20 protein-coding genes are annotated in these 20,658 nt (G+C 38.5%); 16 read left to right on the top strand and 4 right to left on the bottom strand.

Features of this window, described 5'->3' with window-relative positions; translation table 11 throughout:
- Positions 1-200 precede the first annotated feature (200 nt).
- From MHB58_RS19095 to MHB58_RS19060, 8 genes are all read left to right on the top strand, one after another.
- Positions 201-1,778 (top strand): NlpC/P60 family protein, encoded by a 1,578-nt coding sequence (locus MHB58_RS19095; protein WP_340735836.1) that lies wholly within the window; start codon positions 201-203, stop codon positions 1,776-1,778.
- A 127-nt stretch (positions 1,779-1,905) separates the two neighbouring features.
- Positions 1,906-2,307 (top strand): DUF948 domain-containing protein, encoded by a 402-nt coding sequence (locus MHB58_RS19090; RefSeq protein ID WP_014822483.1) that lies wholly within the window; start codon positions 1,906-1,908, stop codon positions 2,305-2,307.
- Between the two features lie 369 nt (positions 2,308-2,676).
- Entirely contained in the window at positions 2,677-2,799 is a 123-nt protein-coding gene (locus MHB58_RS19085; RefSeq protein WP_008405893.1) for a hypothetical protein, read from the top strand.
- 25 nt (positions 2,800-2,824) lie between these two features.
- Positions 2,825-2,947 (top strand): hypothetical protein, encoded by a 123-nt coding sequence (locus MHB58_RS19080; RefSeq protein ID WP_008405892.1) that lies wholly within the window; start codon positions 2,825-2,827, stop codon positions 2,945-2,947.
- Between the two features lie 446 nt (positions 2,948-3,393).
- A complete protein-coding gene (ahpC, locus tag MHB58_RS19075) occupies positions 3,394-3,957 on the top strand; it encodes an alkyl hydroperoxide reductase subunit C (protein WP_008405891.1) in 564 nt (187 codons plus the stop codon).
- Between the two features lie 227 nt (positions 3,958-4,184).
- Positions 4,185-5,741, top strand: coding sequence for an alkyl hydroperoxide reductase subunit F (ahpF, locus tag MHB58_RS19070; RefSeq protein ID WP_008405890.1), 1,557 nt, complete (start codon positions 4,185-4,187; stop codon positions 5,739-5,741).
- Positions 5,742-5,840: 99 nt separating this feature from the next.
- Entirely contained in the window at positions 5,841-6,134 is a 294-nt protein-coding gene (locus MHB58_RS19065; RefSeq protein WP_340735835.1) for an RNA polymerase alpha subunit C-terminal domain-containing protein, read from the top strand.
- An 86-nt stretch (positions 6,135-6,220) separates the two neighbouring features.
- On the top strand, positions 6,221-6,442 hold the full coding sequence (locus MHB58_RS19060) for a hypothetical protein (protein WP_014822485.1): 222 nt from the start codon (positions 6,221-6,223) through the stop codon (positions 6,440-6,442).
- A 144-nt stretch (positions 6,443-6,586) separates the two neighbouring features.
- Here the strand turns inward: MHB58_RS19060 and MHB58_RS19055 are convergent, their stop codons facing one another.
- A complete protein-coding gene (locus MHB58_RS19055; RefSeq protein WP_014822486.1) occupies positions 6,587-7,459 on the bottom strand; it encodes a MerR family transcriptional regulator in 873 nt (290 codons plus the stop codon).
- Positions 7,460-7,640: 181 nt separating this feature from the next.
- On the opposite strand from MHB58_RS19055, the gene MHB58_RS19050 reads away from it, so the two are divergent.
- Positions 7,641-9,842 (top strand): MMPL family transporter, encoded by a 2,202-nt coding sequence (locus tag MHB58_RS19050; protein WP_065216116.1) that lies wholly within the window; start codon positions 7,641-7,643, stop codon positions 9,840-9,842.
- A gap of 47 nt (positions 9,843-9,889) precedes the next feature.
- On the opposite strand, the gene MHB58_RS19045 is transcribed toward MHB58_RS19050, so the two are convergent.
- On the bottom strand, positions 9,890-11,629 hold the full coding sequence (locus MHB58_RS19045; protein WP_008405883.1) for an ABC transporter ATP-binding protein: 1,740 nt from the start codon (positions 11,627-11,629) through the stop codon (positions 9,890-9,892).
- On the bottom strand, positions 11,626-13,368 hold the full coding sequence (locus MHB58_RS19040; RefSeq protein WP_008405882.1) for an ABC transporter ATP-binding protein: 1,743 nt from the start codon (positions 13,366-13,368) through the stop codon (positions 11,626-11,628). The genes MHB58_RS19045 and MHB58_RS19040 overlap by 4 nt, the downstream gene beginning before the upstream one ends.
- A gap of 594 nt (positions 13,369-13,962) precedes the next feature.
- Here MHB58_RS19040 and MHB58_RS19035 point away from each other — a divergent pair.
- The 4 genes from MHB58_RS19035 to MHB58_RS19020 all read left to right on the top strand — a co-directional run bounded on the left by MHB58_RS19035 (position 13,963) and on the right by MHB58_RS19020 (position 17,207).
- The gene (locus tag MHB58_RS19035) at positions 13,963-14,472 is read left to right on the top strand and encodes a fructose 2,6-bisphosphatase (protein WP_014822488.1); all 510 of its coding nucleotides are present in this window, start codon (positions 13,963-13,965) and stop codon (positions 14,470-14,472) included.
- Between the two features lie 17 nt (positions 14,473-14,489).
- Positions 14,490-16,070: an amidohydrolase gene (locus tag MHB58_RS19030; RefSeq protein WP_340735834.1), complete on the top strand. Its 1,581-nt coding sequence runs from the start codon at positions 14,490-14,492 to the stop codon at positions 16,068-16,070.
- 75 nt (positions 16,071-16,145) lie between these two features.
- The gene (locus tag MHB58_RS19025) at positions 16,146-16,652 is read left to right on the top strand and encodes a DNA-deoxyinosine glycosylase (RefSeq protein ID WP_340735833.1); all 507 of its coding nucleotides are present in this window, start codon (positions 16,146-16,148) and stop codon (positions 16,650-16,652) included.
- A gap of 84 nt (positions 16,653-16,736) precedes the next feature.
- Positions 16,737-17,207 carry a DinB family protein gene (locus MHB58_RS19020; RefSeq protein WP_340735832.1) on the top strand — a complete coding sequence of 157 codons (471 nt, stop codon included), beginning with the start codon at positions 16,737-16,739 and terminating at the stop codon, positions 17,205-17,207.
- 73 nt (positions 17,208-17,280) lie between these two features.
- On the opposite strand, the gene MHB58_RS19015 is transcribed toward MHB58_RS19020, so the two are convergent.
- Positions 17,281-18,051, bottom strand: a complete 771-nt coding sequence (locus MHB58_RS19015; RefSeq protein WP_339263335.1) for a TSUP family transporter — start codon at positions 18,049-18,051, stop codon at positions 17,281-17,283.
- A gap of 132 nt (positions 18,052-18,183) precedes the next feature.
- On the opposite strand from MHB58_RS19015, the gene MHB58_RS19010 reads away from it, so the two are divergent.
- The 3 genes from MHB58_RS19010 (at position 18,184) to MHB58_RS19000 (ending at position 20,637) form a co-directional block, all read left to right on the top strand.
- Entirely contained in the window at positions 18,184-18,903 is a 720-nt protein-coding gene (locus MHB58_RS19010; RefSeq protein ID WP_340735831.1) for a YjjG family noncanonical pyrimidine nucleotidase, read from the top strand.
- A 58-nt stretch (positions 18,904-18,961) separates the two neighbouring features.
- Complete coding sequence (locus MHB58_RS19005; protein ID WP_340735830.1) at positions 18,962-19,630, top strand: nuclease-related domain-containing protein; 669 nt, start codon at positions 18,962-18,964, stop codon at positions 19,628-19,630.
- A gap of 128 nt (positions 19,631-19,758) precedes the next feature.
- On the top strand, positions 19,759-20,637 hold the full coding sequence (locus MHB58_RS19000; RefSeq protein WP_339263332.1) for a polysaccharide deacetylase family protein: 879 nt from the start codon (positions 19,759-19,761) through the stop codon (positions 20,635-20,637).
- Positions 20,638-20,658: the final 21 nt, after the last annotated feature.

Below are 20,658 nucleotides of genomic sequence, written 5' to 3'. Positions count from 1 at the left end.
TCACATTATGTTTCACGTGAAAAAATTCCAACTAAAAATGAACCAATTAAATATGGCTTAATAATAAAAATTTGTAAAAATCTAAAAATAGTGACGAAATAACATAGAAAAAAATTACAATAAATACTATTATATTTAGAAAGAAAGGTAAAACCATACAATTATAGGTAAAATTTAATACTATAGGGGGCTAAGGGAAAATGGAGCGTAGGAATATGAATATGATCAGGAAAGTTTTAATTCAATTTGGGGTAATTTGTCTGTTGGTTGCAGCTGCGGCAAATACAGGCTATGCCCAAATATTTACGGATGTGAAAAGTGACTCTAAACTTAGTAAAGAGCTTACAGTGTTAAATAATTTAGGTGGAGTAATACAATCGCCAAATGGTACCTTTCGTGCCGATGATCCAATTACGCGGTATGAAGTGGCGGAGTTTATCGTACACACACTGCAAATCGATTTAGAAATGAGTGCAATTCCTACATATTTAGACATTCCGACAGAAGATCCTCGAATGCCTGTCATTGCAGCAATTACTGAGCTTGGGATGATGACAGGGTATGAAGGGAAGTTTAATCCGGATGCAAAATTAACGCGTGCACAGGCGGTGAAAATATTGGCACCTGCGTTTCAGTTATCTGGACAGACAGCCATTCCATATACGGATATTACAAAAAATCATAGTGCAGCACCTGCGATTGCAGCTTTAGTAGCAAACAAAATTGTATTCCCGGCAAAAAACGAAAAGTTCAATCCAAGTGATATGATGACGCGCGGGAATTTTATTTCGTATCTTGCAAGAATAGTTGAGCCATCACTAAGACCTACCGAACCTGAACAGCCTGTGTTCCAAAGCTGTGTAAAAGAAGAGGCGAAAAAACGTTATGTAGTCGATGTCGCAGTAACGAATTTATGGAATAAACCTAACCAGGCACGTGCTGTTGATTACCCTTCGACAAAAAATCCGGTAGAAATGCAAAAATGGATTTCATCATTAAGCCTGTCGCAAAAGAAATGGCTCGTTGGACGTACGGATACCCAGGCATTATATGGCGATGAAGTAACGTTGCTTGAAACGAAAGGAAAATGGCAACGTATTGCGGCAAAAGATCAATATGTACCGTATTTAAAAGCAGGTTATCCTGGATGGGTTCCACAGTCTCATGTTGTGGCAACGAATAAAAACTATGATGACTGTTCCATTGCGATTGTTACTGCAGATAAAACGAATCTATTAGAAAAAGATGCGAAAACAAAATATTTACAAATTAGCTATGCAACAATTTTGCCGGTCATTGATGAGACTGCGAAATATTATTATGTAGAGACACCAGGTGACGGGGTTAAACTATTAAAGAAAAGTGCAGCCAAATCGCATACATCCTATAGCGAAGTTCCAAAACCGACAGCTACTACAATTATTAATGAAGCGAAGCGTTATTTGGATTTACCGTATCTATGGGCAGGAACCTCTTCGTGGGGCTATGACTGCTCGGGTATTTTATATGCAGTATTCCGTACACACGGCATCATGATTCCGAGGGATTCATTCTATCAGGCAACTGGTGGGAAAGCCATTGCAAAGAAGAATTTAAAGGCGGGGGACCTTGTATTCTTTGCGTATAATGGCGGCAAAGGGAAAGTGTACCATGTTGGACTTTATATCGGTGACGGTAAAATGTTACATGCACCACATTACGCATCAAAAGTAAAAATCGAATCGATGAACAACGGTGTTTACAAAAAGAACTATTCAGGTGCAAGACGTTATCTATAAAAGCAGACATATTTAAATGAAATTTTCCGTTTCTTTTTAACTTACATGACAAAGTATTTAGTGTATTGTTAGGAGTAAGTTGGGTATAAGTAAGGAATAAAGGAATTTTAATAAGGAGGCATATTTTATGAATCCATGGTTTTTAGCAGCTCTCGTTATATTAGGAATTGCTGTAGTTCTGTTAATCGTCTGTATTGTTGCAGTAATTGGACCGATAAAAAAAGTTGTAACTCTGTTATTGGCACATGCTGAAGGAATGAAAAAACAGCTGAACCCAATTCAAACGGAAACAACAAAATTAACAACAACAGTCGATCGTATGAAAGCAGATATCGAATTTAAAAAAGAATCTGTCCAGTCTGTCATTCAATCTATCAAACATACAGGTGATGTATTAAACCAAGTGAGTGATGTCTCACATGATGCGACTGCGAAGGTTATGAAGAAAGCGAACAATGATCCAAACCGACAAGCCGAAGTAGAACGTTGGACCAATACTGCAATGGGTATTATTCAGCGGAAAGCATAATGGGAAAGGGATGTATAATTTTATACATTCCTTTTTTATTTTCATTCAGTATTGAAAATGAAAAAATGGCCAATTGAATATGAACGCAATATTATATGTAAGCGTTATTATTCTGTACTAGAACAGAACTTGCTGGCTTACTGTTTATTCTTCTGTTTTTTGTTTAAAACCTTGAATCCAGGACCTTCACAAAGTGTTCAAAGAAATCAGATAAATTATGAACACATTGTGAAAAGAAGGATTTTAAGGTTTCATTTTAAATAAATTAGAGTAAAATAGAAAACAGAAAGAGTGTTATATAACAATTTGCAACTGTCACGGAACAATCGACTATTTATAATACAGTTTTATAAAAAAGGAGAATGAAACATGTGGGTAGTAACGGTATTTAACAATATAAACGATATCCGTATATTCGAATATACGACAAAAAATGAAGCGACGTCCAAGTTAGAAAAATATACAAATGCAATCTTATCATATACAAAATAAAGACTTTAAAAGGAGCTGAAACAATATGTGGGTAGTAACAGTGTTCAATAATCCAAATGACATTCGTATGTTCGAGTACACAACGAAAAGCGAGGCTGCTGCATTTTTAGCGAAATACAAAAATGCTGTGCTGTCATTTACAAATTAATTAAAGAAAGGTCTATGCAGGAAGTGAAAGCTTTCTGCATAGGCCTTTTTATTTGTAAGGTAATATCGAGAGAAGAAATGTCTATTTTTCTCGTTTATAAGAAGGATCATATGTTAATCGAGAATGGCAACTATTAGAAAGAGTACTAGCTGTCAGTTAAAGTGTGAGGGAAGAATATTAGTTATAGGATAATTATCTCCATTAAAATGAAATATACAAAAATAATGTATTATAGACAAAATTTTATTTTAAAGGACGATTTTCTTGTATTAACAATATTGATGCTTTACTGTGTGACATTAATTTGTAGGTTTTAAAGAAGAATTCCATGAATTTAGGTCGCTGAAGGTTGACGAAATATTACTAATATAAGATAATTCTAGATGGTAATAATAATTATTTTATAATAATTATTTCATTGATATATGTATAGGAGGAATTTTAAAATGGCATTAATCGGTAAAGAAATCGCACCATTCGCAGCGAAAGCATTCCAAAAAGGTGAATTCATCGACGTAACTTCAGAAAACTTCAAAGGACAATGGTCAGTAGTATGCTTCTACCCAGCAGACTTCACATTCGTTTGCCCAACAGAGTTGGAAGACTTACAAAACGAATATGCTACTTTAAAATCTTTAGGAGTGGAAGTTTACTCAGTATCGACTGATACACACTTCACTCACAAAGCATGGCACGATACTTCTGAAACAATTGGCAAAATTGAGTACATCATGATTGGCGACCCATCTCATACAATTTCTAAGGCATTTGACGTATTAAACGAAGAAGATGGTTTAGCAGAGCGCGGTACATTCATCATCGATCCAGACGGTATTGTACAAGCATTAGAAATTAATGCTGGCGGCATCGGCCGTGACGCTTCGATTTTAGTGAACAAAATTAAAGCAGCTCAATATGTACGTAACAATCCAGGTGAAGTTTGCCCAGCTAAATGGGAAGAAGGCGGCGAAACTTTAACACCAAGCTTAGATTTAGTAGGTAAAATCTAAGAAATCAATTACGCCTTTGCGTAATTAAATAACAACAAGTAAGCGACAAAAAACAACCGTTACGGCTTGATTTTTGTCGCTCTGTTTTTAAATAGGGAAAAGAAAGGTAAGCTCTCTATCTTCTAATTTAATATGAAAGAGGTGAAGGGTTTGCTGTATTAGAGAGAGAATGGCCGCTTATTTTTCGGGAGAGAACGGTAAGTGGGGTTCATACAGCAGCTTGTGCAGTGTTAGATAATCAAATTAAAGCGCAATTACAACAGTATTTATCAATGCTGGAAGGTGATTTATTAATTAAAGTGAGCGTTAATGACGACAAGACATCGCAAGAAATGCTCAATTTAGTTGAAGAGTTGGAAAAGATGTCTCCTCGTATTACGGTGCAACATGCTTTATTAGAACGTACACCAAGTTTCAGTATTAATAAAGTAGGCGAAGGAGAATCTGGTATTACATTTGCCGGGTTACCACTTGGTCATGAATTTACATCATTAGTTTTAGCGCTTTTACAAGTTTCAGGACGTGCACCAAAAATTGATGCAGCAGTTGTAAAGCGTATTCAGGCGATCAAACAGCCGTTGAAGTTTGAAACGTATGTAAGTTTAACTTGTCACAACTGCCCGGATGTAGTGCAGGCTTTAAACATTATGGCGGTTTTAAATCCGAATATCTCGAACACGATGGTCGAAGGTGGAGCATTCCAATCTGAAATTAAAGAGCGAGATATTATGGCGGTGCCTACTGTATATTTAAACGGCGAAAACTTCGGTGGTGGTCGTATGGAGCTGGAAGATATTTTAACAAAGTTAGGTGAAGTATCAGACGGCTCGGAATTTGCAGATAAAGAAGCTTTTGATGTATTAGTAGTAGGTGGCGGTCCTGCCGGTTCTGCAGCCGCTATTTATTCGGCGCGTAAAGGGATTCGTACAGGTATTGTAGCCGATCGCTTCGGTGGTCAAGTTAACGATACGTTATCGATCGAAAATATTATTGGAACAAAGGCAACAGAAGGTCCGGCATTTGTATCAAGCTTAGAAGCGCATGTATTAGACTATGATATCGATGTGATGAAATCCCAACGTGCTGCAAAGATCGAGAAAAAAGATTTTATTGAAGTAACGTTAGAAAATGGCGCGGTATTAAAAGGGAAAACAGTTATCCTTTCTACGGGTGCTCGTTATCGTCAACTAGAGGTGCCTGGTGAGGAAGAATTTAAAAATAAAGGTGTTGCGTATTGTCCGCATTGTGACGGTCCGATTTTTAAAGGGAAAGATGTAGCGGTAATCGGTGGCGGTAACTCTGGTGTAGAAGCGGCTATTGACCTAGCAGGTATTGTAAATCATGTTACGCTAATACAGCGTAACAGTGAGTTGAAGGCGGATAAAGTGTTACAAGAGCGCGTTTACAGTTTAAAAAACGTTACAGTCATTACGAATGCTTTAACTACTGAAATTACAGGAACGGATAAAGTGAATGGTTTAATGTATAAAGACGTTGCTACTGGTGAAGAAAAACATATTGAATTACAAGGTGTATTCATTCAAATTGGTTTATTGCCAAATACAGAGTTCCTTAAAGGGACGGTAAACATGAATGCGCATGGTGAAATTATTGTAGATAACCACGGGGCTACAAATATTCCGGGAGTCTTTGCTGCAGGTGATTGCACGGATACGGTGTATAAACAAATTGTCATTTCAATGGGTTCTGGCGCAACAGCAGCTTTAGGGGCATTTGACTATATGATTCGAAATGTTGATTCACGTGATTTTGTAAAAGCATAAATTGAAATCCGTTGTACGTAAAATCGTGCAACGGATTTTTTTGAACGGTAGAATAATGAAGGGTAGATAAAACTTTAACTGAAAGAGGAGTTGATGGGAATGGTGAAAAGGGAAAGGACATTGCGCATTTGTCCGGTGGGGCATCGGTATTATAAAAGTACTGATTGTGGAACATGCCCTAAATGTGAGCAGGAGAATAAACCGTCAGAAGGATTTTTATCTCGCTTATCCTCACCTGCATGTAATGCGCTGATAAACGCAGGGATTACCGAGTTGGCGCAGCTTGCTGATTATACGGAAAAAGAAATTTTAAAATTGCATGGTATTGGACCTGCGACATTGCCCACATTAAAACGTGCGTTGGCAGAGAAAGGCTTAGATTTTAAAAGTTAAGAAAACATGTATTTGAAAGTAAAAGTGTAACGATCTCTTTTTTCGGGTAAAGGATAGGAGACTATTCGAAAAGGAGGCTTTTATCAATGAGAGACGATAAAATAAAGCATAAAAAGCTTGATAATCCGGATTTATTAAATACCGAAAAGGAAAGCATTTTCGATATAGATGAGGAAATGAAATTTGTGGATCCAATCCCGGTGGAAGAATTAAATGATCAAGTAAAAGATGAGAAACATAATGCAAACACAAAAACGACATCAGGCAGTGAGCGTAAAAACCAGCCGGATGAAACGAAAGATGCGTAAAATTAAAACTCAAAAAACAGTATAGACAGTCTAAAGATTGACCATTTTGCGAATAAGCAAAGTGGTCAATTTTTGATTCCTGGAAACAAGCAGAAAAAAGCTCGCTGTAAATGGAAAATACAGTGAGCTCAGTATACAATATTCCTAAAGGTTAGCGGGAGGAAGGATATCCTCAATTGTTCGTGCTAATTTTAATGCTTTTAATTGGAACTGTTCATAAAATTGTTCTGTACCTGCACCCCCTATAAAAAATGAAATATGTTCGTGAACTTGTGCTAACTTTTCGAGTGTGTGAACGGATTGGGCAAATTCGTTGTATGCAATCTCAGTTGATCCGGTTAGCAAAACAATAGCCGGCTTCTTCAGGGCGATGGCAGATTGTATTGCTGTTGGAGCAGGTGAAGGACCGAGCATTAATGTACGGTAACCTCGCAACATACATTGAATAAGCAAAATTTGCATTGGGATTTCATGTCTCTCTCCAGGTAGACAGCTCCCTAACGCGAGTGGCGCATCGTCCGGAACAAAAAAGTGTCGACGAATGTGGCTTAAAAAGTCACGCACTGTTTGACTGCTAATAGCTTCTTGATATTCTCCCCATGCTTTTTCACACCATAGCTGTCCGACTTCATGAAGGAAGGGAACGACAATGTCCTGAATCAGCTTCTCTACTCCGAATTTATGGTGGGCTTGTTCTAGCAAATGCAAAATTTCATGCTCATTTGCTTCTGTACCAGCCTGGATCAGTGCTTTGTGGAAGAATGATACAGGGTCTGCTTCTGGTATATCCTTATTTTTAATGTAGTGATCTACCGCCTGTTTGATTGTCATACCGCTATTTATATATTGTTTCAGCTGCATTAACGTCTGAACTTCATCTTCCGTATACACTCGATAGCCATTGTCTAATCTATCGGGTTGAATGATTTGGTAGCGATCTTCCCATTTTCGGATCAGTTGTTTAGAAAGATTTGTTAAGCTGGATACTTGTTGTATCGAATAAGTCTTTTTAGTCATATTTTACCACCTCCTAAAGTGATCCTTTATTAAACTCTATTCAACCGAAAAAGAAAGTACTTGTCAAATGTTTTTCGTATATTGTACAATGTTTGTATAACTTGAGTTAAGGGTACCATAAAATGTCATGAGTACCTTGTAATATTTGGAGAGCTAAAAAGAAGAAGAGGGGGGCTATGTTATGGCTAAACATCCATTGGAAAAATGGGGAAGTGTAATGGGCGGTAAAAAAACACGTTGGATAGTTGTTGCATTATGGATTATGTTTGCGGTTGTGTTTGCACTTATCTTCCCGCAAGTTAATAGTGTTGAAAACTATTCGGGTGATGAAATCCCTGATACTTATACTTCGATTCAAGCAGGAAACATTATGGAAGAAGAATTCTCGTCAGATAGTGGTATACCACTATTAATTACTTGGTACAACGAATCAGGTCTTACAGAAGAAGATCTGACAAATATTCAAGGGTTATACAAACAACTGGCAGATGAGCCGTTAGATGGGCAGGAAACAATTCCGCCATTCCATGAACTTCCCGTTACAGCATTAATGGGTTCACTTTCTGAGAACGGTGCAGCACTTGTCACACCTGTTTTCTTCTCAACTGAGAAAAACTCAGATGTTTTAAAAGAAAATTTAGCGATTATTCAAGAACGTACAGAAAGCCAATTCGGTGAAAATCCGTATGATACAAACTTGGAAGATGAAGGACTTCATGCCCGATTTTCTGGACCGGTTGGTATCTCAATTGATGCGACGGATCTTTTCAAAGCAGCTGACGTACAACTTATGATTGCCACTGTAATTATAATTTTAGTCATCTTATTAGTAATTTATCGTTCGCCAATTTTAGCGATTATCCCGTTAGTAGTAGTAGGGATTGCATATTTAGTTGTAAGTCCTTTACTGGGTGCGATGGCTGAAAATGGATGGATCGATAAAGATGCGCAAGCGGTAGCGATTATGATTGTTTTACTGTTTGGTGCAGGTACGGACTATTGTTTATTTTTAATTACACGTTATCGAGACATATTGTTGACTGAAGATAATAAATTTACGGCATTGGCATCGGCTGTTCGTGAATCAACAGGCGCAATTGTAATGAGTGGTTTAACAGTTGTAATCGGTTTAGCGACATTGGCATTGGCAGATTATGGCGCATTCCAGCGTTTTGCCGTTCCATTCAGCTTTGGTGTATTAATTACAGGATTTGCAGTAGTTACATTGCTCCCTGCCGTTCTTGGCATTTTAGGCCGTGCAGCATTTTGGCCGTTTGTTCCTCGTACGGAGGAAGCTGAAAAAGCGAATGCAGAAAAGAAAAACAAACCATATAAACCACGTAAACCAAATCACCGTTATATGCGTGCGATTGGTGAATTTGTTACATCAAAACCATGGCTTGTCATTATTGTAGCGGGAGCGGTTTTAATCGGTTTAGCATTCGCTTCCACAAATATTAAATACAATTACGATTTAATATCTTCATTCCCTGAAGATATGCCTTCACGTGAAGGATTTAAAATTATTGAAGAAAACTTTACACCAGGTGAATTGGCACCGGTTCAGTTATTAATAGACAGTGAAGGTACTGATCTGGACATTACAGAGCAACTGTTAAGGCTTCCATATGTCGGTGTAGTAAAAGAAATGCGTACAGGTGAGACAAATAACAATATCCAACTTTATGAAATCGATTTGGATAAAAATCCATATTCGAATGAAGCAATGGATGATGTTGAGCAAATGAAAGACGATGTTAAGGGAATTCTTGCGGATAGCAATCTGAAAGACGGCCAATTCTGGATAGGGGGCGAAACAAGCTCTCAACTAGATACAAAAGTTGTTCAGTCGGGCGATGAAAACATTATTCAGCCTGTTATGATTATTATTATTTTCATCGTATTATTAGCTTACTTACGAGCTCTAATTACATCAATTCAATTAATGGTAACAGTAGTGATATCCTTCTTCTCTGCTTTAGGTGCAGGTTGGCTGATCATCCATTACGGTTTAGGACACGAAGCAATGGCAAGTTCGATTCCGCTATATAGTTTCGTATTTATTATCGCATTAGGTAACGACTATAATATTTTTATGATTTCTGATATATGGAAAAACCGTAAACGCGGCGCTGCGCATAAGCAAGCTATTTCAAATGGTATTGCTTCAACAGGTGCAGTTATTACGTCAGCGGGTCTGATTTTAGCGGGTACATTCTTAGTATTGGCATCATTACCAATTCAGCTATTAGTACAATTCGGTATTGTTACAGCGGTTGGGGTACTGCTTGATACGTTTGTCGTACGTCCATTGCTCGTACCAGCCCTTATTACGGTATTTGGTAAGTGGTCATACTGGCCGAATAAAAAGCTTAAAGAATAGCAAAAAGCGTACAGCTCCCTAATGAAGGGGGCTGTACGCTTCTTTTTTTATGAAGAAGTTAATGAACCGGATTGCAGGCGATACATAAGTTCATACTTACCGCCAAGTGCGACAAGTTCATCATGGCTGCCTTGTTCAACAATTTCACCACGGTCCAATACTAAAATTTTATCTGCATTTTTAATAGTGGAAAGTCGGTGGGCGATAATAAATGTCGTACGTCCCTTTTTCAATACATCCATTGCGTGCTGAATAATTTCCTCTGTTTCTGAGTCGATATTCGATGTCGCCTCATCCAGAATAAGAATAGCCGGATCAAATGCAAGCGCACGCGCAAACGAAATTAACTGGCGCTGTCCGGAAGAAAGGGTACTTCCTTTTTCAATAACAGGCTCATCAATTCCTTTTTCGAATTTCGATAAAACACGTTCGCCACCGACTGCTTCTAGCGCTTTTTCAACAGTTTCTCTTGAAATCCGCTTATCATTTAGGCTAATGTTCGAGGCAATCGTTCCGGTGAACAAATACGGATCCTGCAACACGATTCCCATATGTTCGCGGATCGCTTGGCGAGGAAGTTTCGTAATATCTTTCCCGTCAATGATAATCCGGCCTTTTTGCGGGTCGTAGAAGCGGAACAGTAAATTCATAATTGAGCTTTTCCCTGAACCTGTATGACCGACAAGTGCGATCGTTTCGCCTTCTTTTGCTTCAAAGTGAATATTTTTCAATACATATTCATCATTTTTATAGGCGAATGATACATGATCAAACACAACATTTCCTTTATAGCGTTCGATTCGTTCTGTACTTACAGCTTCCCCTTGCTGATCAAGCAGTTCAAATACCCGAGATCCTGCAACTAAAGATCGTTCCAGCTGAGAGAACTGGTTGACTAAGTTCGTAATCGGATTGAACAGGCGTGTAATATAATCAACAAACGCATATAGCGTACCGGCTGATACTGCTTCAGGCATTGTCATTGATTGGGTGCCGAAGTAATAAACGAAAACTGCAAACATTCCAAGACGTAAAATATTTACGAGGTTATGTGATGTCGCAGAGTCCAGCAATAAAAGCTTACGGTTGTATTTGTAATGTTCATCATTCATCTCGTCGAACTCTTGCTTCATCTGTTCTTCACGGCGGAATGCCTGAATAATCGTCATCCCATTAATCGATTCGTTGATCATTGCGTTAATGTCCGCAATTTTTGTTCGAATAATATGGTTGTACTGGGAAGCGAATTTCCGGTATAAAATCATCCAAATATAAACAATCGGAACAAGCAATAGAGCAAACAGTGCCATTTTCCAATTTAGTATAAATAATGCTATATATACCCCTGCAATGGTAATAAAGCTGTTCGCAAATTGCGAAAGTACAGTTACATACAGGTTGCGGATTGCCTCTGTATCATTTGTGACACGGGCTACAACTTTACCGGCCGGCAGGTTATCGAAGTATTCAATTGGTAGCTTTTGAATATGACCGAAAACATCCTTCCGTAACTGCTGAATAACGAAGTTTGCACCTCGTTGTAAAAAGATGAACATTAAATATCGGAACACTGCTGTCAGAACAGACAATAAGAAGAAAATCGATAATAAGATTGCAATCGGTTCTACTTCCAGATTACCCGGTTCCATATGATGGTCGATAATATATTTGGCAATGAACGGTCCGGCAATATCTGTTGCAACGGCAATTGTTAATAAGGCTAATCCGATTAAAATCGGTTTTTTAAATTTCAAAGCATACAGGTACAGTCGTTTTGATGTACTCATTGCTCCACCTCCTCAAGCTGCTGGCGGTCAAACTGCTCTTTGTACCAACCACCTAAGCGTAGAAGCTCTTCATGTGTACCTCGTTCAACGATATAACCATCATCCAGCACGATTATTTCATCCGCATGCTGAATACCTGACAGGCGGTGAGTTGAAATGATTGTCGTTTTTCCAGCGCGCTCTGTTTGTATATTTTCAATGATTTTTGATTCTGTTTTCGCATCGACTGCTGATAAAGAATCGTCCAAAATTAAAATTTCCGGATCTTTAATTAAGGCACGTGCGATTGATACACGTTGTTTTTGACCACCTGATAAAGATACGCCTTTTTCACCGACAAGTGTTTCAATGCCAAGCGGTAAATTTGATAAATCTTTTTCAAAGTCTGCTAAACGAATGGCTTCCTCGATTTCGCCAATCGTAGCATCCTCTTTCCCGAATAAAATGTTTTCGCGGATTGTGCGGGAAAATAGTACATGGTCCTGTGGCACATAGCCGATCCAGTCCAATATTTGTTCTTTTGTCATTTGTGCCAAGTCCGTATCATTAATGGCGATTTGCCCATTGCCTAACGGATATTCACGTAACAGTTGGCGAATAAATGTTGTTTTCCCTGCACCTGTTTTACCGACAATACCGAGTGTCTGCCCTTTTTTCAGATTCAGTGAGATTTGCTGCAAGTTTTTTACCTGAGATAGAGGATACTGGAATGTAAACTCAGAAAACCCGATAGAATTTGGTACTTGGTGCGTCATTGGTGAAGGAGGGTTTTGTACATCCGCTTCATATTCCAATGTGTCCTGTACACGGTCAAGTGAAGCACTCCCTTGCTGCATGACATTGATCAGCTCGCCAATAGCAAACATTGGCCAAATTGCCAAACCTAAATATACGTTGAATGAAACGAGCTGACCGACCGTTAGCTCAGAATTTGAGACAAGAACAGCACCATAGCCCAATGCGATTACATAACAAATGCCAGTTCCAATTTTTGTGATTGGCATAAAGAGTCCGTTAATATAAGCGACGCGCATGTTTTTGGCAAAAATGTTTTCGCTCATTTCAGCGAAGCGTTCTTCATCTTTTCCTTCTTGAACGTACGCGCGGATTACGCGAGTTCCCGCAACAGATTCCAACACATTGTCATTCATCTCTCCGAATGCATCCTGTGCTTTCATATAACGTTCATGAACAATTTTTCCTAAATATTGAATGATTAGAGCCATGACAGGAATCGGGAGCATCGCGAAAAATGTCAGCTTCCAAGAAATGAAAAAGCCCATTGCTAAAATAATCAATGCCATATAGACCGTGGAATCAATGAGTGTCATAATACCAAAGCCAGCTGTCAATGTTACGGCATTCAAGTCGTTTGTAGCTTTTGCCATTAAGTCACCGGTACGGTTTTTTTCATAAAATGTAGGAGTCATTTTTAAAAACTGGTGCATCAGTTTTTTACGTAATATACGGTCCAGTGCGATCGAACCGCCAAACAGCTGGTATTGCCAGATGAAGTTTAAAGCGTAGCTCACGATGGCAGCGCCAATAACGAAGCCTACATACTTAAGCAGCTGCATCTGATCCATATCTCCATTTGTCATGTCATCAATGGCTTCCCCTAAAATCCATGGCGGCAAGACTTCGATAAAGCTCGCCAGCATAAGGAGCACAATCGCAATTGTATATTGCTTACGGTACAGTTTTAAAAACCACTTTAATTTCACAAATACATTAAACATTACGTATACCTTCTTTCTTCATTGTTGATCGTGTTGCTACCCATCATCGTATCGATCCATTTTTAATAGTTTTCGCTGCCAAATGATAGTCATATAAAGCCCTCCTAAAATGTTGTTACACTAAAATGCATCGTACATTTTCCGCGGATATTTAAAAACACGGCCAATGCAAACAAAAAAGACACCTATTCCGATTTTTCGAAAAGGTGTCAAAACGAAAAGGGCACAGGGGGAGTCCACACCTGTGCTTTTTATTTACAAGTACGTGCGAAATTAAAACAAAAGTTCAGGTTAGGGCAATATGAAATTGTCGCTGTTGAAATTGGTAACTTTACAATTGGTGTCATCATATCCCTAAACTCCTTTCCTTGTTTTAATTTATTTAGTGTTCCTTAATAATATTGGAGGTAATTACCATTGTCAATATTTTTTGAAAACATTTTATTTTCAGTATTGAAATTTAATGGTTTACTTATATTTAGATAAACTTAGCTATATTTTGAGCGTAACAAGTACTTAGAAAAGTCATCGGAAGTTTGAAAATTGTTTATTTATTCTGTATCTTGAAAGTAATACATCAAAAGGAGTGAGGCAATGATGAAGAAATTGTTATTGGTCATGTTATTTGCGCTCGTGCTCGCAGCGTGCGGGACAAAAGAGATGAGTGATGATGTAAATAATGTCCCGGGAAATAATACAGACAATGTGACACAAGGTAGCTCTAAAGTGAAAGAGGAAAAGATTACATTATATAAATCAGATGAGAATGCAGAGAATACCGTTCCATTTGAAGAAAATTTCAATAGCGATGACGAAGAACTGGTGCCGTTTATTTTTTCAACAGTAAATGAGCATGATGTAGTGTTGCTTGACTATACAATGGAAAATAAGGATAAGAGCTTAGTGCTTAATTTAGGTGACGATATATATACGATTCAAGGTTCTGCAGGTGCCAATATGTTTGTTGAAACGTTAGCACGCTCTTATTTTGAGAATTTACCTGAATTGCAGGATATCACGTTTATTTATAAAGGATCAGATGAACCGATTCTCGATCATATGAATATAGGTGAACCATATGCACGACAAGATTTTGATATGTAGATGGGGGATAGCGGAAGATGAGGCAGCTATGGACTAATGGCAAAATATATACGATGGAGCAAGAAGGGGCGACCGTTCAGGCAGTGCTTGTACAAGATGGTAAGATCGTGGAGACAGGGGCTTTCGACGATTTACTAGTATATGCAGATGATGTTATCGACTTGCAGGGCGCAGTTATGTACCCCGGCTTTGTAGATAGTCATCTCCATATGATAGGACACGGTGAAAAGTTGATGCGTCTTGATTTGACAGTAGCAACAAGTGGGGAAGAGCTTGTGCAACTGGTTAAAAATGCGGCAAGCCAACTACAGGATGGGCAGTGGCTCATTGGGGACGGATGGAATGAAAATCAATTTACAGATGGCCGTATTCCAACGAAAGAGGAATTGGATGCAGTAACAAAAAACCCTCTATTCCTTAACCGTGTGTGCCACCATGTTGCTTTAGTGAATTCAACCACACTTCATTTAGCGGGTATTACAATAGATACTGAAAATCCCGAAGGCGGAAAGATTGGACGCCATGAAAACGGTGAGCTGAACGGACTGTTGTATGAACAGGCAACGAATCTAGTGTCATCACTATTCAAACAAGAGGGAGAAAGCTATATTGAAAGTTTAGCGGAAGTATTGCAGCTGGCCATTGAACATATGCAATCCTATGGTTTAACCGGTGGGCATACAGAAGAGATGGGCTATTACGGCCATTATACGAATCCGCTGACTGCCTATCATAGCGTAATAGGTGAACGAAAGCATTTCCGTGTCAATTTATTGCGTCATCATACGGTATTTGAGGAAATGGTAACGGACAATGCACAATTTGATGAGCCATTTATTGAGGCGGGTGCGATGAAAATTTTTGCGGATGGTTCATTAGGTGGCTCTACGGCTGCATTATTGGCGCCATATGCAAATGATGAACATAATAAAGGGATGCTCATTCATACGGATGAACAAATGGAAGCACTCATACAATTAGCACGGAAGTATAATGAAGCCGTAGCCATTCATATAATCGGTGATGGCGCAATGGAACAGGTGCTTCAATATTTAGAGAAATATCCTGTAGCTGACGGGAAGCGCGATCGCCTGATTCATTGCTGCATCGTATCGGAAGAACATCTTGACCGAATGAAGAAGCTGTCGATTATATTGGATTTGCAGCCGGCCTTTGTTACATCGGATTATCCATGGGTAACAGAGAAGCTTGGTGAAAATCGCCCTGGTCATCATTATGCGTGGAAAACGTTTATAGAAGAAGGTTTAATATGTGCGGCAGGTACTGATGCCCCGATTGAAGCGATGAGTCCATTTGAAACAATATATGCGGCAGTGGAGCGAAAGAAACCGAAAGATACACATGAAGGCTATAATGCTGAACAAAAGCTTACCCGTTATGAGGCAGTGAAAATGTACACCGTTGGCAGTGCCGAAGCAATTTCTAAAGAAGACGAACGCGGATATATCCGACAAGGGTATGATGCCGATTTTACAATACTCGATACGGATTTAATGAACTGCAGCGCTGAAGAAATTTTACAGACGAATGCATTATTGACCGTTGTTAATGGATCAATTGTATATAAAAAAGAATAATAGAGTGAAAGAACCGCATACTTATATGTGGTTCTTTTATCATTAAAATAACAGTAAAGAATGGTGGGAGTTGTGATGGAGCTCATCCATAATATATTACCTCCGATTGTGGATGGGAAAACAAAAGTGCTTATTCTTGGCTCAATGCCAGGAAAGCAGTCACTGGAAAAACAGCAATACTACGGCAACCAACGGAATCATTTTTGGCCAATTATAGGAAAGCTTCTAGCAATCGATATTCCGGAAGACTATAACGAAAGAATCGCACTTCTTCGTAAACATTGTATCGGGCTATGGGATTCCATCGAAAGCTGTGAACGTGAAGGAAGTCTTGATGCAACAATAAAAAATGAAATACCGAATAACTTTTCGGAGCTGTTTAAAAAATACCCGCAAATACAGCTTGTCCTATTTAATGGCGGGAAAAGCTTTGATGTTTTTAAAAGACATATTGGGCTCCAAGTATTGGATGGACGGGCATATAAAAAAATGCCATCTACAAGCCCGATTCCAGGGAAGAATATTAAAACCTTTGATGAAAAAGTTGAAATATGGAGCATCTTACTGGATTATATACCTTGATTAAAAATCTGAAATGTTGATTTATAGCGCAATCCGTTCTTATTCGGTATGATAAAAACAAATCTTAGTAAAGGGGAATTATTTATGTATCGTGTAGCTGAAGATTTTGTAAAAGATTGGGCAATCTCATCAAAGGGTGCATTGAAAGTAATGCAAGCCATTCCGGATGACAAAATGCATATCGCCATCGTAGATGAGCACAATTCATTAGGATGGTTATCATGGCATTTAGTAAGTGTAGCAGGCGCATTCGGCCATTTTGCGGGATTGCAAATTCCGGGTCCAGGTCCTGATATGCCACAGCCAGACACAATGGCTGGAATTATAGAGAAGTATGAAATGGTGCGCGAAGCGTATAAAAAAGAAGCGGCAGCATTAACAGAGGAACAGCTTTTAGAAGAAGTACCTGCTTTTGGTGGTATGATGAAGCGCGGTGAGCTACTTAGCAAAGTGATCACACACCAAACGCATCATATTGGCCAAATGACAGTATTACTACGCCAAGCAGGTTTACCGGTACCTCCAGTAATGGGACCGACAAAAGAAATGCAATAAGAACTCAGCTCCGATTTTCGGAGCTTTTTTTAAAATTAAAAAAGATGCCCAATAATTGGACATCCGATACATTCTATTTCATGAAGAAATCATATCCATTTTTCGCAAGTAGCGTAATCGTAACAATAATGAAAAGGACACGCACATAGCCACTTCCGCGTTTAATCGCAAACCGTGAACCGACAATTGCTCCGACAATTTGAGCGGCCCCCATAATCAAGCCATATGTATAATTGATTTGCCCTAAATAGATAAACATTAAAAGTGCCCCGATATTACTCCCGAAATTAAGAAGTTTTGCATTACCGGCTGCCTTTAAAAAATCATAGCCGACCATGAGAAATGCAAAAATCAGGAATGACCCCGTACCAGGACCTAAAAATCCATCATAAAAACCAATTAGTGAAATCACTAGGAAAAATAAAACATACTTTGTTTTTGAAAGAGTTTTAACCGCCGAAATGCTGCCCCAATCTTTTTTGAATATTGTATAGACTGCTACAGCTGCCAGCATGATCAGCATTAATGGTTTCAATAAATTTGGATCAAGTAAATGGACAATCCAAGCCCCAATCATGGAACTAATAAAAACCCATGGGAAATACTTCATTACGGATTTAATATCAAGCTTTCCAGACCGATAAAAAGTAATAGTACTCGTTAATGATCCCATCGTCCCGGCCAGTTTGTTTGTTGCAACAGCTGCAGAGGGACTTAGCCCGGCAAACATTAATGCAGGCAGGGAAATAAGGCCACCGCCTCCCACAACAGAATCGATAAAGGCTGCTAAAAAACCAAAACAAATTAAAATAATAACTAGTTGTGGGTCTAACTCAAATCCCATAAAAGAACCCTTCTTTCTTTACATAGAGCAATACTCTCATGCTATCGAAAATTAGGAGTAGTGTAAATAGTTAAAATTGTGATTCGATTATGATAAGCTAATATATTAGTATAATGGAAACGGAGTACACATATGAAGGAATATCAATTTTTATTATTTGACTTGGATGATACATTATTGGATTTTAAAGCTGCCGAAAAGTTGGCACTGCCGAAGTTATTTGAAGCATATCAGCTTCCATTGACACCCCAGACCGAGGATGTTTACCGAAAAATTAATACGGGCTTATGGCGCTCGCTTGAAGAAGGGCTGATCACTCGTGACATTTTAATGGAAACCCGATTTGGCAAGACATTTGAGCATTTTGGCATTGAAGTGGATGGCAAGGCATTGGACGCTGAGTACCGAGGCTATTTAGCGGAAAGTAAAGTGTTTGTTGAAGGCGCATTGGAGCTGATTCATACATTGGAACCTGAGTATGAACTGTATATCACATCGAATGGGTTGGCCGAGACACAAATGAAACGCCTCCAAGTGACAGGCTTGGCACCTTATTTTAAGCAAGTTTTCGTTTCGGAAAATACAGGCTATCAAAAGCCGATGAAGCCATTTTTTGATTATGTTTTTGAACGAATTCCAAATTTCGACCCGAACAAGGCGATGATCATTGGTGATTCCTACAGTGCTGATATTATCGGTGGCGCAAATGCCGGAATCGATACATGCTGGCTTAATCCGTTTAATGCGGTACCATCAACAATTCGGCCAACTTATGAAATACAAAAGCTTGATCAGCTTTTGCCGATTATAAACAGTCATAAAGCCAACTCTCAACAGCCTATAGAAATTTAGGAATGGCACTAGTGTTATTTAAAATGAACTGCGATGACGCAGACAAGGAGTGAACGCAATGACCTTATTTTTATTGGTCGTTCTAATTGCGATTATTGGTTACATTATTTTTAAATTATATACTCATGACAATACAACATTTTATCAATTGACCGGCTATACCTATTTTGATGTGCTTATGAATAAGAGTGTCCGAATATCCGATCAGCTAGTAAAGGAATTGGAGCATGTTCAAGGTATAAAAAAAGTAATGGTGAATCTCCAACTTCCTGTTCATAATGAAGTACAAACAATTGATGCACTTTTACTTCATGAATCAGGGATCTATGTAGTAAATGTGAAAGATAAATCAGGCTGGATTAATGGACGGGAGCAGGGTATTGAATGGATTGAGCTATTACATAAAAATAAAAAACAAGTATTTAATAACCCGATCCATGAAACAAAACGTTTAACTCATGTATTAAAAGACCAGCTGCCGGAAGTAAACGGTACAATATTTGAAACGCTCGTAGTTTTTACGAATGGTTGCTCATTTCAGCAGATTGAAGTTCAATCTTCAAATGTAGAAGTGCTAAAAATGGCGGAATTAAAAAAATGGGCAAAAACACTTGAAGGAAAACGATTATCAGAAACAGAGATTGAAAGTGTGTACACAGCATTAGAAGCCTTTATGCACGGGAAAAATACGACATTACATTCAAAAACCGCCACACCGACAAAGTAAACAGAGCGAAGTAGTTTTTTCTACTTTGCTATTTTTATGGGAAAAATTTATAAAAAAATCCAATATTTTATTAACTTTTTGCTCTCTTCATACGTCTAATAAATAGAAGAGGAAAGGAGGGTAGTAGAATGGGCAAAAAAATAACAGTGCTCAGCATATTATGTGGAATATTAATAGTTTTCGGATATCGCCTATGGATCGATACACCGTCAACTTACGCAAGTAATAAAGCGGTTTCGATGAATGCTGCTTATTATGAGCCATCCGCTTCCAAAGGTTATATAAACGAGCCAACCGACAGCTTAAATAAAATGATGCCGTTTTATATGAATGACGGAGGGGCACCGGTCAGAAATTGTACAACATACATAAAGGTTGAAAATATATTGGATAATACGCAGGCCGATGTTGTACAAGAAAATGAACAACAACAACCTCCAGAACAACAGGCCGTTCATAAAAAAATTGCACTTACGTTCGATGACGGTCCACATAAAAATGTGACCGATCAAATTTTAATGACACTGCAAAAGTATGAAGTGAAGGCAACATTCTTTGTGCTCGGTCAAAACGTTGTAAAATATCCTGATGTCGTGAAAAAAGCGGATGCTTTCGGTCATGAAATTGCCAATCATACGTGGAGCCACAAAAACTTGACGAAGCTAAACGCACAACAAATGCGAGCAGAAATCGACCGAGCAAACGAGGCAATTTGTGACGCAACAGGAAAGACGCCTACGATGTATCGACCGCCGTTTGGAGCAATAGATGAAAAAGTAAGGGAATCGATCGATGATATAAAGCCGGTTCTGTGGAATATTGATACACTTGATTGGCAGCATAAAACACCGAAAAAGACATTGGCAAATTTAAAATCACAAGCAAAGGACAATGGGATTATTTTAATGCACGATATTCATCAGCAATCAGCAGATGCTTTAGAGGAAGTTATATTGTATTTGAAAGAAGAAGGCTATGAATTTGTGACAACGAGCCAACTATTATAGATTGAAAAGTATTTGAAGGGA

It is taken from the genome of Solibacillus sp. FSL K6-1554, from assembly GCF_038005185.1.
In the GTDB taxonomy this organism is placed as follows: domain Bacteria; phylum Bacillota; class Bacilli; order Bacillales_A; family Planococcaceae; genus Solibacillus; species Solibacillus silvestris.
Note: the sequence above shows the minus strand (reverse complement) of the source record. Positions and strands in the feature narration are given on the sequence as shown.

What these genes read in the sequence shown, in the direction of transcription:
- MHB58_RS19095 (WP_340735836.1), top strand. Translation starts at nt 201, where the DNA reads ATGGAGCGTAGGAATATGAATATGATCAGGAAAGTTTTAATTCAATTT.
- MHB58_RS19090 (WP_014822483.1), top strand. Translation starts at nt 1,906, where the DNA reads ATGAATCCATGGTTTTTAGCAGCTCTCGTTATATTAGGAATTGCTGTA.
- MHB58_RS19085 (WP_008405893.1), top strand. Translation starts at nt 2,677, where the DNA reads ATGTGGGTAGTAACGGTATTTAACAATATAAACGATATCCGTATATTC.
- MHB58_RS19080 (WP_008405892.1), top strand. Translation starts at nt 2,825, where the DNA reads ATGTGGGTAGTAACAGTGTTCAATAATCCAAATGACATTCGTATGTTC.
- ahpC (WP_008405891.1), top strand. Translation starts at nt 3,394, where the DNA reads ATGGCATTAATCGGTAAAGAAATCGCACCATTCGCAGCGAAAGCATTC.
- MHB58_RS19065 (WP_340735835.1), top strand. Translation starts at nt 5,841, where the DNA reads ATGGTGAAAAGGGAAAGGACATTGCGCATTTGTCCGGTGGGGCATCGG.
- MHB58_RS19060 (WP_014822485.1), top strand. Translation starts at nt 6,221, where the DNA reads ATGAGAGACGATAAAATAAAGCATAAAAAGCTTGATAATCCGGATTTA.
- MHB58_RS19055 (WP_014822486.1), bottom strand. Translation starts at nt 7,459, where the DNA reads ATGACTAAAAAGACTTATTCGATACAACAAGTATCCAGCTTAACAAAT.
- MHB58_RS19050 (WP_065216116.1), top strand. Translation starts at nt 7,641, where the DNA reads ATGGCTAAACATCCATTGGAAAAATGGGGAAGTGTAATGGGCGGTAAA.
- MHB58_RS19045 (WP_008405883.1), bottom strand. Translation starts at nt 11,629, where the DNA reads ATGAGTACATCAAAACGACTGTACCTGTATGCTTTGAAATTTAAAAAA.
- MHB58_RS19040 (WP_008405882.1), bottom strand. Translation starts at nt 13,368, where the DNA reads ATGTTTAATGTATTTGTGAAATTAAAGTGGTTTTTAAAACTGTACCGT.
- MHB58_RS19035 (WP_014822488.1), top strand. Translation starts at nt 13,963, where the DNA reads ATGATGAAGAAATTGTTATTGGTCATGTTATTTGCGCTCGTGCTCGCA.
- MHB58_RS19030 (WP_340735834.1), top strand. Translation starts at nt 14,490, where the DNA reads ATGAGGCAGCTATGGACTAATGGCAAAATATATACGATGGAGCAAGAA.
- MHB58_RS19025 (WP_340735833.1), top strand. Translation starts at nt 16,146, where the DNA reads ATGGAGCTCATCCATAATATATTACCTCCGATTGTGGATGGGAAAACA.
- MHB58_RS19020 (WP_340735832.1), top strand. Translation starts at nt 16,737, where the DNA reads ATGTATCGTGTAGCTGAAGATTTTGTAAAAGATTGGGCAATCTCATCA.
- MHB58_RS19015 (WP_339263335.1), bottom strand. Translation starts at nt 18,051, where the DNA reads ATGGGATTTGAGTTAGACCCACAACTAGTTATTATTTTAATTTGTTTT.
- MHB58_RS19010 (WP_340735831.1), top strand. Translation starts at nt 18,184, where the DNA reads ATGAAGGAATATCAATTTTTATTATTTGACTTGGATGATACATTATTG.
- MHB58_RS19005 (WP_340735830.1), top strand. Translation starts at nt 18,962, where the DNA reads ATGACCTTATTTTTATTGGTCGTTCTAATTGCGATTATTGGTTACATT.
- MHB58_RS19000 (WP_339263332.1), top strand. Translation starts at nt 19,759, where the DNA reads ATGGGCAAAAAAATAACAGTGCTCAGCATATTATGTGGAATATTAATA.